Origin of the sequence: Crocosphaera watsonii WH 8501 (assembly GCF_000167195.1) — a bacterium.
In the GTDB taxonomy this organism is placed as follows: Bacteria; Cyanobacteriota; Cyanobacteriia; order Cyanobacteriales; family Microcystaceae; genus Crocosphaera; species Crocosphaera watsonii.
Genome location: NZ_AADV02000114.1, coordinates 1 through 13,257, shown reverse-complemented (window position 1 = coordinate 13,257; position 13,257 = coordinate 1). Strand labels below are relative to the sequence as shown.

At 38.1% G+C, this 13,257-nt stretch carries 8 protein-coding genes and 4 pseudogenes; 7 read left to right on the top strand and 5 right to left on the bottom strand.

Going from position 1 to position 13,257, the window contains the following annotated elements:
• A partial coding sequence (locus tag CWATDRAFT_RS23940) for a helix-turn-helix domain-containing protein (RefSeq protein ID WP_007307419.1) occupies positions 1–516 on the bottom strand: 516 nt, incomplete at its 3' end.
• A 63-nt stretch (positions 517–579) separates the two neighbouring features.
• Here CWATDRAFT_RS23940 and CWATDRAFT_RS23935 point away from each other — a divergent pair.
• The 3 genes and pseudogenes from CWATDRAFT_RS23935 to dcm form a co-directional block, all read left to right on the top strand.
• A pseudogene (locus tag CWATDRAFT_RS23935) lies at positions 580–759 on the top strand (NF041680 family putative transposase); the annotation flags it as partial.
• 127 nt (positions 760–886) lie between these two features.
• Positions 887–1,810: pseudogene (locus tag CWATDRAFT_RS42170) on the top strand (restriction endonuclease).
• On the top strand, positions 1,807–3,069 hold the full coding sequence (gene dcm, locus CWATDRAFT_RS23920; protein ID WP_007307422.1) for a DNA (cytosine-5-)-methyltransferase: 1,263 nt from the start codon (positions 1,807–1,809) through the stop codon (positions 3,067–3,069). Before CWATDRAFT_RS42170 ends, dcm begins: the two are co-directional and overlap by 4 nt.
• 40 nt (positions 3,070–3,109) lie before the next feature.
• Here dcm and CWATDRAFT_RS23915 read toward each other — a convergent pair whose 3' ends face one another.
• Complete coding sequence (locus CWATDRAFT_RS23915; RefSeq protein ID WP_007307418.1) at positions 3,110–3,598, bottom strand: SH3 domain-containing protein; 489 nt, start codon at positions 3,596–3,598, stop codon at positions 3,110–3,112.
• Positions 3,599–3,685: 87 nt separating this feature from the next.
• Positions 3,686–5,050: pseudogene (locus CWATDRAFT_RS23910) on the bottom strand (RNA-guided endonuclease InsQ/TnpB family protein).
• Positions 5,051–5,302: 252 nt separating this feature from the next.
• On the opposite strand from CWATDRAFT_RS23910, the gene CWATDRAFT_RS36215 reads away from it, so the two are divergent.
• Together CWATDRAFT_RS36215 and CWATDRAFT_RS23905 are read left to right on the top strand one after the other, a co-directional pair.
• Positions 5,303–5,590, top strand: a complete 288-nt coding sequence (locus CWATDRAFT_RS36215) for a MerR family transcriptional regulator (RefSeq protein ID WP_007307423.1) — start codon at positions 5,303–5,305, stop codon at positions 5,588–5,590.
• 99 nt (positions 5,591–5,689) lie between these two features.
• Positions 5,690–6,475 carry a Clp protease N-terminal domain-containing protein gene (locus CWATDRAFT_RS23905; protein ID WP_157134166.1) on the top strand — a complete coding sequence of 262 codons (786 nt, stop codon included), beginning with the start codon at positions 5,690–5,692 and terminating at the stop codon, positions 6,473–6,475.
• A 34-nt stretch (positions 6,476–6,509) separates the two neighbouring features.
• Here CWATDRAFT_RS23905 and CWATDRAFT_RS23900 read toward each other — a convergent pair whose 3' ends face one another.
• Together CWATDRAFT_RS23900 and CWATDRAFT_RS23895 are read right to left on the bottom strand one after the other, a co-directional pair.
• Positions 6,510–8,012 (bottom strand): AAA family ATPase, encoded by a 1,503-nt coding sequence (locus CWATDRAFT_RS23900; RefSeq protein WP_042712296.1) that lies wholly within the window; start codon positions 8,010–8,012, stop codon positions 6,510–6,512.
• Between the two features lie 129 nt (positions 8,013–8,141).
• On the bottom strand, positions 8,142–9,485 hold the full coding sequence (locus CWATDRAFT_RS23895; protein ID WP_007307414.1) for a hypothetical protein: 1,344 nt from the start codon (positions 9,483–9,485) through the stop codon (positions 8,142–8,144).
• A gap of 787 nt (positions 9,486–10,272) precedes the next feature.
• Here CWATDRAFT_RS23895 and CWATDRAFT_RS38810 point away from each other — a divergent pair.
• Both CWATDRAFT_RS38810 and CWATDRAFT_RS23885 read left to right on the top strand, forming a co-directional pair.
• Positions 10,273–11,955: a hypothetical protein gene (locus CWATDRAFT_RS38810; protein WP_007307425.1), complete on the top strand. Its 1,683-nt coding sequence runs from the start codon at positions 10,273–10,275 to the stop codon at positions 11,953–11,955.
• Between the two features lie 149 nt (positions 11,956–12,104).
• A pseudogene (locus CWATDRAFT_RS23885) lies at positions 12,105–12,974 on the top strand (IS1380 family transposase); the annotation flags it as partial.
• Positions 12,975–13,257 lie beyond the last annotated feature (283 nt).

Below are 13,257 nucleotides of genomic sequence, written 5' to 3'. Positions count from 1 at the left end.
CCCCACACTACGGGGGGAAATCTTTTCGACAATTCCTCTTTTTATGGCTTCATCCGCCAACTCTGAAGGTGTCCAATGGCTCACTGGTCTGTCTGATTTTTCACATTCTTCACAAGAGATCGCTACAATCTGGACTACTTGTTCGACCGTAAAGGATTTTGTTGTTCCAGGTCTTGGGCGATCGCTTAAAATTCCTTTGATCAAGACCATTAATGCTTTCTCCGTTACCTGTTGTTCTTCGGCGGCACTCAGTTTTTCTCTCTCCTCAAACCATCGCGATCGCCACTGACGCACTTGTACTCGGTCTAATTCTAATCTTCGACTAATCGAACTATTGCTCTCTCCTGATGCTGCGGCTAAGATTAGCTTGGCTCGTCTAACAAGGCGATAGGGGTTTGTTGTCCCTCTCACTATTTGTTGGAGTACTGTTTTCTGTAGGTTGGAGAGGTTAATTGGCAATGCTTTTATCATGGACATCAACTTCGAGATTCTTCCGTTAGTTTCATTGAAACACATTGTCGTGGCTAGTCACGAAAGTTTCTGTAAAAATCTGGTGGATTACTTTCGCCAAGCTGCACTAGTCTAGTTCAAAGAGACTTTTCAAGAATAATTACGACCTTGGGGACTTTCGCCAAATTTCCCAAACGTCGAGGTTTTTCTTCCGGACGTATTAAAGGTTACAAAAAAGCCCCACGAACTCGTCATGATGTTATCAAGAAAGGGAGCAAAAAATCAACTAAAAACTTAAAAGCTCCTTAGTTTTCCTCAGAATCTATAGATTAGCCCTATTTGTCAGCCAATTTTATTGACTGATACAGAGCCGATATTTTGGGATTTTAGTTTAGCGTAAAATATACGCTAACAAACTTTTTTTGTCCAAAGTCCAATAAAAACACAAGATCAATTTATTTCTATTCTGACACTTTGTGATCAAACTCCTGAACAAGTTTTTGACCTTATCAGTGCTGCTAAATTTTCGGCTAATCTTTTTCTCAAACATCTTGTTATTTTAGCTGATTATGGAGGGGAACCTTTATCTAGATTAAATAAAAATTTTCAGAATGTTTTCCCTCTAAATCATCCAGATAATAGATTTATAATGGAGTTTTCCTGGAGAGAAAAAGATTACTCTTATAATTTTAAACAACTTCCCGTTAAAACCCTTAATAATAGGAAACTAGGTATTGATGGAACTACTTTAATTAAGGAGCAATCTTTAGATGATTTAAAAAAAGATATTATTATGATTTTACTTTATGGTAGTACCACAGAAGGATCAGAACAAGCAGGATTATAAAAATGCGAAATCGGTGCTTTATTTGGGAGGAAGCAAGAGCTTGATAGATATGTTAAACAAAAATATATTACGGTTAGTAGAATCACGGGAGGTGCGACAGCAAATACTTTAGGACAAGTTGCACAAAAAACAGTAATAGAATTTCTGAAAAATGATTTAGGAGAAGACTATGAAATCAAAAGTAATGCTAAAGTTAAGTTAGAAGGTTATGAAAATGATGAAGGAATACCCTTTGATATAGTTGTTCAAAAAAATGATAACATTTTGGGAATTGAAGTAAGTTTCCAAGTCACAACAAATAGTACAATTGAGAGAAAAGCGGCACAAGCAGAAACCCGTCAAAACGTAATGCACAAAAATGGTTATAAAATTGCCTATATTATTGATGGAGCAGGAAACTTTGCAAGAAGCTCGGCAATTACAAAAATTTGTCAATATAGTGATTGTACAATTGCTTATAAACAAAGAGAATTTCAACTATTAGGAAACTTTATTAGAGATGTTTTAATATGATTAATTTTATTGATCTTTTTGCTGGTATTGGAGGAATGCGTTTAGGGTTAGAATTAGCCTGTAAAAAACTAAATATAGAAACCCGTTGTATTTTAAGTTCTGAAATTGATTATAAAGCTTGTGAAACTTATGCACTAAATTTTGATGAAATACCACAAGGAGACATTAAAAATATAGATAAAATTTCATCTTTCAACTTTATTTTAGCAGGATCTCCTTGTCAACCTTTTTCTTATGCAGGAAAACATCAAGGGTTTGGAGATACTAGAGGTACTCTGTTTTTTGAAGTTGAAAGAATTTTGGATAAATATAAACCCGATGGATTTTTATTAGAAAATGTTCGAGGTTTAGTCACTCATGATAAAGGAAGAACCTTAAAAACTATTATAAATAAATTAAACGACCTAGATTATAGTGTCGAATATTTCTTATTAAACAGTAGTAATTTTAATGTTCCTCAAAATAGAGTAAGAATCTATATTGTAGGAAAAAAAGGAAGTCAACCTAATTTGACTATTAAATCAGATAAAGGAGCGATTGATTCCCATTCTTTTAAAAAGAATATTATTCAAGGTGATCTGTTTGCTCCTATAAATTATCCGACTAAACCGCTAACAGTTAAAGATATTTTAAAAGATATAGTAGAAGAAAAATACTTTTGCTCTCAAGAATTTACTAATTTACTCAATCGTGCTGTAAGAGGAAACTTTAATAAATTACATGGAACAAGACTAATTGATTTTAGAGGAGGAAACTCTTTACATTCTTGGGATTTAGGAATCAAGGGAGAATGTAGTAGTGCCGAAAGAAATTTGATGAATTTATTAATTGCTAATCGGAGAAAAAAAGTTTTCGGAACTCATCAAGATGGAAAAAGTTTGACCTTGGAACAAATAAAAATATTCTACTTAAATGATGATTTAGAACAACTGATTACAAGTTTATTAGCTAAAGGTTATCTTAAAGAAGAATGTGATAAATATGGTCCAGTATGTGGTAATTTATCCTTTGAAGTGTTTAAGTTTTTAGATCCTGATAGTATCTCTATTACCTTAACCAGTGCCGATGCTCATAGATTAGGGATTGTTATTAATAATAGACCTCGAAGACTGACCCCTAGAGAATGTGCAAGATTACAGGGTTTTCCTGATAGTTTTAAATTACATCCTGATGATAGGGCTACTTATAAACAATTAGGAAATTCCGTCAGTGTTCCTGTGGTTGAAGCAGTGATAATGGATTATTTTCAAAATAATTAGCCGAAAAAAGGTGGGCATTGCCCACCCCAAATATAACTTATTATTCTTCTATTTTCTGTACATTACCGGCTTTAACCCAACCTTGTTGTTGGCTGCGTGGGAGACGGACTTGCTGCCAATCACCATCGGCAGTGGTTTTGAGTATGATGAGTTCAGCATCGTAGCCAACACCGCCTACTCTATCGGCATCAGAAGCAGGCTGCGATCGCAGACTTAAACCGGTTGACCAAGTAACTTTAGCGCGATAAGCACCGTCGGGTAATTCTTCGGTTTCTTCTTCTTCAATCACTGGTTCAGTGGCCGCCACTTCCTCAACCGATTCAGTTTTAGTTTCTGCTTGAGTAGCAGGTTTACTTTCAGCTTTAGCTGTAGTTTCTGGGGGTTTCTCTTCGGCAAAGGTAGGTTTTTCGGGGTTAGCACTCATGCGAGAAAAAACCACATAAGCAAGGGAGGCAGTTCCCCCGACTAAGAGAAAAATACCGAGGAAAAATCCTAATAAAAATTGAAAAACGCCAGATAAACGATTCATAACGATAACAGGATATGAGATAACTTAAGGTTGCATATTAACGTTGATAGGGGTAACTTAGCCACTGTTCCCACTGAATTTGAATTGTTAGCTTTTCTTTTGATTTTGACGTTCGCCCCTGCTATCACGGCGAGGGGATTCTTCATTCGACGAGTTTCCGTTAGCCAGCAGGATTTCTCCAACCAACCAAGAGGGAATCTCTCCTGAAGCGTATGTTTGGCTGCGCCCCAACCTACTTAATCCTTTTTGCAAGATATTCTTTCCTGCGTTGATGTCTCTGTCTTCGACATAATTACAGTGAGGACAGACATGAGTTCTAGTAGATAATGTTTTTTCTACTTTTTGCCCACAATTAGAGCAAATTTGCGATGTTCCATGAGGAGGAATAGCCTTTGCTATTTTCCCATATTTATCGGCAAAATACTCTAACCATCTACGGAAAAGAAACCATCCTGCATCGCTAATCGACTTAGATAGACGACGATTTTTAACCGCCGACCCACCTTGAATTCAATTCAAGGCGTGGAATGCGCTGCCGCGTTCCTGCTGGATTTCAAATCCAGCAGGGTCGGCAGTGGAAAACGGCGGTGCATTCCGCACCATGTTCTTAACACTTAAATCTTCACAGAATAATAAGTCGTTAGACTTTACTAAACGGAGTGCCACTCTCTTGACAAACTCTTCTCGCTTTCTGCTTACTTTCAAATGTTGTAAAGCATATCGTTGTCTAGCCTTATGATAGTTATTGGATTGTTTTTTGCCTTTCTTAAACTTTTTAGATTTTCTTCTATTAAGTTTCTTAAGACGTTTTTCTGCTTTACGGTAGAATCTAGGATTAGGTTCAATATTTCCCTGGCTATCGGCTAGAAAATATTTAAGTCCTACATCCAATCCTACTGCTTTACCTGATGGCTCAATAGGTTTTATAGTGTATCTAGGATCTAGTTTTATGCAAAATTGAACGTAAAATCCATCTGCACGTCTTAGCATCCTAACTCTTTTTATTTGTTCGGGTTGAAAATAGTTAATATCCCTAGAGCCTACCAATTTTAGCATACCTATACCTTTTTTATCGGTAAAAGTAATATGCTTTTTTGTTTCTTCTAACCGCCAACCTGACACTTTATACTCGACTGAACGAGTATTGTGTTTAAACCTTGGATAACCTTTTTTACCTTTAACTTTATTTTTACAATTGTCGTAAAAACGAGTTATGGCACGAAGAGTTCTTTCTACAGCAGCTTGGCAAGCATGGGAGTTTAACTCATTGACAAAACTATATTCTTTTCTCAATCGAGTGTTGTATCGAAACATCTCAGCTTTTCCCACACCATGATTATCCATCCAGAAGCGAAGCACCTTGTTCCGAACAAACTGTGTGGTTTTAATTGCTTCATTGATGGCATCTATTTGATTTTGCTTGGGATAAATTTTGTATTCCAGAACAAACATCGATTGATACTTGACCCAACAGTATCATTTTAGCATAGTTTTTAAAACTGTGCGCCCTAAAGCGATGCAGCGCGGTCTTGGTGGTTCCCATCAAGGAGCGACTGCATCAAGACGAGCGGGGCTTGAACCCCTGATTTTTCGGTCAATTTATCCGAGTAGTATTGACTTTTCCCCTTGACTCTCACGTTACGTCATTCTTTAGCATAAGATCATCAACCGTAATCTTCTGAGAAATTGGAGTCAAGGCAAGCTATGCCAAAGCTGTTACAAATCGGGGAATTAGCAAAACAGACCGGATTATCCATTCGGACTTTGCGGTACTACGACGAGATTGGTTTACTGATGCCTTCCCATCGCACCGAGGCCGAGTATCGACTGTATAGCGAAGCCGACATTGCTAGACTTCAGCAAATTTTGTCGTTGCGACAGTTAGGGTTTGCCCTCAAGGAAATTCGCCAGTGTTTGGAGAATCCCGACTTCTCCCTAGGGAATGTCATAAATCTGCATTTGGCGCGACTCCAAGAGCAGATGGCCGTGTAGCAGTCCCTCTTTAGCAAGCTCAGCACTCTCGCCCAAAAGCTCCAAAACTCCGAATCTGTTGCGGTTGAGGATCTTATGCAGATAATAGAGAACCTGACTATGACTCAACAATATTTAACCCAAGAACAACATGATTTGCTGGAAGCTCGATTGAATCAGGGGCAGGCCGAGTGGCTCGATTTCGTGGAACAGGCAAAATCCCATATTACCCAAGGTCGTGACCTCAATGATCCAGAGGTGCGGCAAATGGCATGGCAATGGCGTTCCGACATTCGGTCATTCGTTGCTGATGACTTGCAACTCTACGAAGCCCTCATACAACTCTATCAGCAAGAGGGAGCCGAAGCCGCTAGCTGGGGTACATTAGATGCCCCCACGCTGGAATATATTCTCAAGGCGGTGGCGCTGTTGTCAGTACGGGAAGAGATGGTCGGGTTTTCGTGGGATCGCCTCACTCCTGAAACCAGTGAAGTCATGAGGAGAGGCCAGGAAGCTATGCGAGAGCTACACCTCAACTTTTTCGGCACAGAAGGGCTGATTTTAGGGCTGTTAACTGTGGAAACAACCCCAGCAGCACAGGCTTTGAAGAACCAGCACGTGTACTTGGTCATTGCACAAAACCTCATTGATGACTGGTTAGCTAAGTGTACCGTTTCTGCTACAGATATTCCGGCAGAAATTCCCTTTACGCCTCGTACCTACCGGGTGCTACAGCTAACTGCTGAGGAGGCAAACCAGCAAGGTAACAAACAGATAACCCCACAACATCTGCTGCTTGGCATTTTGCAAGAAGGGGAGACGACGGGTGGTGGTCTGGCAATGCAGGTTCTACGGGAGTGCAAAGTAGACTGTGATCTGCTAAGGCAGCAGCTTAACAGTGTCTAACCTATAATTGTGTCGCAGTTACTGGATAATACGGTTAAGGAGTCAAAGAATTCAACCCACTTTGACGAGAAGCTAACCGTGCTTTTCCAGCAGCAGCCCATTGTTGCAAAAATTCAATCTCTTCCTGTGCGGTTCTAGCTAAAGGGATAATTTGACTAGCTGCTTCTAGAATATCATCGGTGCTAAAGTCACGGTTTTGACTAAAACCAATGTGCATGGCCTCGATTAAGGTTTGTTGGATTTCTGCCCCGGAAAAATCTGGGGTTTCATAAGCCAGTCGCTTGACCTCGTAAGTCTTGAGATTATGGGGTCGCAGTCTAGATAAATGAACGTTAAAAATGGCTTCTCGTTCCCCTTGACTGGGTAAACCCACAAAGAAAATTTCGTCAAACCTACCCTTACGGAGCATTTCTGGGGGCAAAGCTTTGATATTGTTGGCAGTGGCCACCACAAAAACAGGGGATTTTTTTTCCGCTAACCAGGTAATAACGGTTCCAAAAACACGGCTAGTAGTTCCTCCGTCTCCTTTTCCTTCTACTCCGGCAAAGGCTTTATCAATCTCATCTATCCATAAGACACAAGGGGCTAAGGCTTCTGCTAAACTAATCATTTGACGGGTACGAGACTCTGACTCCCCTACTAACCCCCCAAACAGTCGCCCCACATCCAGACGCAGTAAGGGTAAGTGCCAATGGTGAGAAATGGCTTTAGCGGTGAGAGATTTTCCTGTGCCTTGAATGCCCACTAATAGCAGTCCTCGAGGGTGTGGTAAACCATAAGACCGAGCTTTTTCGCTAAAAGCTCCACCACGCCTTAGTAACCAGTCTTTAAGGTTGTCTAAACCACCAATATCGGAAATTTGTTCGGTGGCGGGATAAAAGTCTAGAATTTGGGTTTGACGGATAGATTGACGTTTTTCTTCTAAAATCAGTTCTACGTCTTCGGGTTCGATGCGTCCATGACTGGCGATACAACGGGTTAAGACACGGCGTATTCTCTCTAGGGATAGTCCTTGTGCCGCTCTAACTAATTCATCTACTAGGGTATCAGATGAGGGCTGTCCTGTGGCTCCTAAGAGGCGTTGTATTTCGCTTTTTATTTCTGTGCCTGTGGGTAGGGCAAAGTCAAGTACGGTGAGAACTTCGCTTAATTCGTCGGGAATTTGTACCTGGGGGGCAATAATGATGATATTTTTGGGTTGGGATTTTAAAGTACGGGCGAGGTTGCGCAGTTTACGGGAGATGGATACGTCTTCTAAGAACCGTTGAAAATCCCGTAAAATGAAGATTCCTCCGATATTATTGGGCAATTGTTCCACAAATTCTAATGCTTGTAGGGGGTTGCGTCTACCCACTCCTTCGTTATTGGGGTTATCTTGATAGCCATCTACAAAGTCCCAAATATAAACACTACGGTTGGGTAGGGTTTTGGAGCATTCGGCGATCGCAGTTTCCAGTCTTTCTTCTTCGCTGGTGGGAATATATATTAACGGGTAACAAGCTCGCAACAGTAGTTCAAATTCTTCTCGAAAGGTCATCATTGAATTAGAATCGTTGGTTATCTTTTTAGGATAGGGTAGACATTAACTACTTTAGCAGTCAACACTTATTTTCAGATGGATAATTGATAATTATCTTTGTTAATATCACGACAATAAACATGGTATCTATTTCCAAGAACTGGATTCACAGTCAATTAAACGCTCTAAAATAGCGATTTCCTCTTGATTATTACTTTGTCTAATTTTCTGTTCCATTCTCACGTTTAATAGTTCCATCAAAAGTCTAATTCTATAAGCTTGTTCTACTTGGGTTGTCTTTTGATAAGGATTAATGTTTTCCAATGTTTCTAAATAAGATTTTTGTTCATCAAATCCCAATAATTTAACTAGAGAATTAATAACATATTTTTGTTGAGGATTAGCAAGTTTTCCTAGATCAATAATTGGTGTATTTAGTAACTGGTTAATATCTTCTTCACTAGCCTTTTGTTGTAACCAAACTTCGGAGGTAGAAACTGGTAAGTCAGTGGTTTTTTCATCTACTTTAGCAAACCCATGAGCTTCTGAATAACTAACTCTGCCATCCTTATTATAATCAGCAGAATCTACTTTTTGACCCATACGACTAACACCACTTAATCCGGCAAAAAAACTAGAACTATAATCTTTATAATCTGCTTCATTAACTTCAGGAGTACACCCCACAGATGGTAAGGTCTTAATAGTAGCAAAAAAACCACATCTTGTCTGTTTTGTCAAGGGTTTATTTGGGTCACCATTTTCATAAATATAATTAGCAAATGAACCAGAAAAACATTGAGCCATCATGGTAACAATATGACTATCTTGAGGTAATTTATTCAAGGTATTAGATAATTTTGCTACGGTTACGGGGGTATTATTCCAGAGCATTAAGGCATTATTATCACTGTTTCTTTCATTAAGAATTCCATGACCTGTAAAATAAATAAAGATCGGTTTTTTTGTGACTTTGTTTTGATTATTTTTATCAATCCAGTTATTAACATTTTTGAGACTTGCTGAACCATCTAAACTAGGAATATTCGGTGCTTTAAAACGTTCTCTGCGTTGGGGATCAAGATAACGGATACTAGCTTCTCCATTATTTCCATTGGCAAAAAAGATGCTGGTTGATGGGGATTGAAAACCCATATTTTTAAGGGTTCTTTGGAAATAAAGAACATTTTTTTCTAAAGCTATTTCATTAGATTCAGGACTCGCACCACCAGCAATTACTAAAAAATCAGGTTCTGAGGTTTTGGGTTCACAATTTTCTTTTGATTTATCGTTTACTTGGCTAAAAAAACGAGAAATGGCTGAAGTTTGAACTGGTGGTTGAGGAGTTCGTTTCCCTTCGTCTTGTATTAAATTGAGAAACCATCCTTGAAAAGATTGATTAGCGGCAGATCCAGTAGAAGAGGATTTTCCTAATAATCCAGTTAAACTTATGGATAAGAGAACAATAGCAATTTTTTGGTAATTTTTCATTACGTAATATTAAGAAAATAGGTTGGGCAAACAAACTTATATCATTATGTCATTCCCATATGTATAATGTGTCATTCCGAGGAACGAGGAATCTCAACCCACAGAAGAACATTTCGGTAAGGGGGCGGACGGGGAGTACATTTATCCCCCTCAACTATTATCAATTGCTATCTTTATTTAAGTATTATTACGGAAGAACAATCAATCTAATTAATGTATCATTAAATTTTTATTACGAGAACTTTACTAATTTGACTATTTATATATTTAAGTATTGTTACTTAAAAGCAACCAGTCTAAGCAGTTTAAAGTGTAATTTATCATTACGAGAAAAACACCAATCTGAATATTGATATCTTTAATTGTCATTATAAATAAGTAAAAATATCAGTAACATCAATTAGTTAATATCTACAATAATTAGATAAACAGAAAAATGATTAAAATAAATTAAGATTCCTAGAAAATCAAGATAATTACGGTTTTTTTAAAAAATAATTGAGAGTAATAATAGAGGAGTGACTAATCTCACTCAACTATCTTTTATTGAATCACTGCTGATAGTAAATATATCTTGTAAAATGGTTGAAAAAACTATAGCAGCCCATAAATTAGTTAGGATACTGTTTGTCCCTCTAAATCTCATGGCGAGACAACAATACATTTAATTAAAATCCTAACCACCAATTTAAATGTGATAGCAAGTGAAAACCGAGTCTAAACTTTTAAAATTTTTTATTCACTGGGTGACATTACCAATTTTTATAGTAACTGTATAACAAAAATTATGAATACAAGATACACAGAAATATTTTTGTTTCTCTCTCGTCTTTCCCTTAGAAGTGATAAGGGATTTGCTATGGGATTTGTTTTAATTGTTGGAGTTCTCATGACAGCCACAGGAGCGGTTATGTTACTCAGAAGTGCTAGCGAAAAAGAAAAAGTTTTCCTACAAAAAAACACTTTTAAGGGGATAGCTAAAGTTGATATTGGGGTAACAAGAATTGCCCACTTTTTGAACCACACAGAACATCAACAACTGATTAAAACAGAGTGGGGAGAATGGTCAGATAAAGACTTTATCGATAAAATCGTTAAAGATGCTGAGAAGGCGGCTGCGGTTAGCGGTAACAATAACAATAACAGTAACAGTGGTAATCAATTAGAACCCCTTGATTGTAAAGGTAATCCAATTCCATGGGGAGAGGAAGAGGGAGGGGAAGAGGCAGGGGAAGAGACTGCCGATGAACCGAATTCTGATACAGAGACTTCATCTAATGAGTTTTATCCAAACGAGTTTGATGAAGATGAGTTTAAAGCAATGGTTAAGAAACTCGATAAGAATAACCCGCAGTGGATCGAGATTGATGAAAATGACCCATCTGCCGGAGAATTTCGCTTAACCAGTTATAAGTTACTGCCATTAGAAGAAGATCGGCCTGACGACAATCCGGAACCAACAATGGTTGAGCTAGAAGTAGAAGCTCGTGGACTTGATCAGGACAATGACGGTTATCTTAAATCGAATAATTCCCTCAGGAAAGTTAGTGTCAGGTTGCCTATCCTTGAAAGGTCTGAAGAGGCAAGTGAAGGGGAAGAGGCATCAGATTCTTCTTCTTCTCCGATACCAGGATTGTGGATTAGTGATACAAAAAATGGGAAAAAAGGTAGCGAAGATAACTCAAAACAGTCCAGTGGTAATCAGAAACCGATTGATGCTGTTACTTGGATAGATTGTACACAAAAAAGTGACTGGAAAAAGTCTGGCAGTGATTATGTCAATAACTCCAAATTGGCAAATGGTAAAGTTCAACAAGTCAAAAATGATTTGCCTGGCCTTCCGCCAATTCCTAGTTCACCTAAGGTTAGAGATATGGGATCTCGTGTTTGGGCTAATTGCTATGTTACCCTTCCTCTGGGGGTTAATGACAATAATTCTAGTTGCCCCAATGTTCCCAATGTCACAGATGAGCCTATTGGCAATGCCTATTACTATAAGTTTACTGGCAGTGACTCCATGAACCTGAGTAGCGTACAAATCAGAATTAATCCCCCCCCAGGTAAAAAAGTTATTATTTTTGCCAGTGGGATCATTAGTATTTCAGGAACCAGTGACTTTACGAACTATAACAAATACTATGATGAGGGAGAGGACAAATATAAGGAATTTCCTCAGGAATATCTCGATGCTCTTAAATGTCGAAGTGGAAGTGGCACAGAAACGGTAACAGCCTACATTGGCGATCTCACCGATCCCAGTAAACTAGAGATTTATAGCTCAACCTCAGACGAAGCACTAAAACTACAGGGTCAAAACATCTTCAGTGGTTTTCTTCACGCCCCTAATACTAAGCCCGAATTTCTCACAGAATCTGCGATCGCCAAACACAGAAGTCTTACAGGAAGTGGGTTTGAACAGAGCGATCGCAGATTTCCCCAACCAACAGTCTGTTGTCAGATTTTAAGTTAAAATCAACCCGAATTAGACAAAGATGAAAAGATAAATCAATCACTCATTTTTCCAAAAAAATTATTAATAAAATCTCTAATAGTACTAGATTGTTAGAATAAAATATGCTATAATTCAATTATTAAAGCAATTTACCTTAAACTGATTTAATGAGTCCCAGTCATCCCCGAACCCCTCGTCAAGTAATCAACTTTAGTAAACAGAAAGGAAAAGAAATAATCGCTAATTTTGATGGGGGACTAATCACTTCAGATGCGGGGATTGTCTGGATAGCTGAGTTGGATAAAAAACTGGGAATTACCGAGAAGTTTGGTAACTGTTTTCAAGATCATCGTCATCAATCTTATGTAGATCATTCCGTTCATGAGTTATTAGCACAAAGGCTTTATGGAATTATTTTAGGCTAGGAAGATGTCAATGACCATGATAAATTACGTCACGATCCTGCCCTTAAGATCGCTTTAGAAAAGCTTAATGAACTTGAAGATAAAAAGGGATGGTTAGCTGGAAAAAGTACAATTAATAGATTGGAATATTGTCCTGAGACTATTCTCGACCAAAAAACGAGTCGTTATCATAAAATAGAACCCAACTTTGAAGCCATTGAAAAATCTTTTGTCGAATTTTTTTTAGAGTCTTATAAAAAACCTCCCTCAAGTATTATATTAGATATGGATGTCACGGATGACCAAGTACATGGTAATCAAGAAGAGGCATTTTTTAATAGTTATTATCACGGAGTATGTTATGCTCCTTTATATATTTTCTGTGGGCATCATTTATTAGTTGCTAAACTTCGTTCATCTAATGTAGATCCAGCCGATGGAGCCTTAGACGAATTACAAAGAATTATCGGACTAATTAGAGAAAAATGGTCAGAGACTCATATCCTAGTTAGGGTGATAGTGCCTATGCCCGTGAAGAAATCTTCTATTTCTGTGAAAATCAGGCTTTAGTTGATTATGTTATAGTTATGGGGAACAAATGGGGTTCTTAAGTTACGAGCGGATGATGTATTGAAAAGGCAAACTGAATTGAAAAAAATTAGTTCATATTGGATTATGGATAGTTATTCGGAAAGGAGATTTGACAATTACAATTATACCAATCTATTGGATCGGCAATCGTATAACGAAATCCGGATGTCAAGAGATTTGCCAGTTTGTTGATGTGGTTAAAGGCCTGTGAACTTGCCGTAATTCCCTAACGTTTCAAATCTCGAAGCAGGAATGTTACACAACATCGGGAATACCATTAGTACAATGTAACCGAATTTCAGTGGCATTAACTAGACTGGAAAAT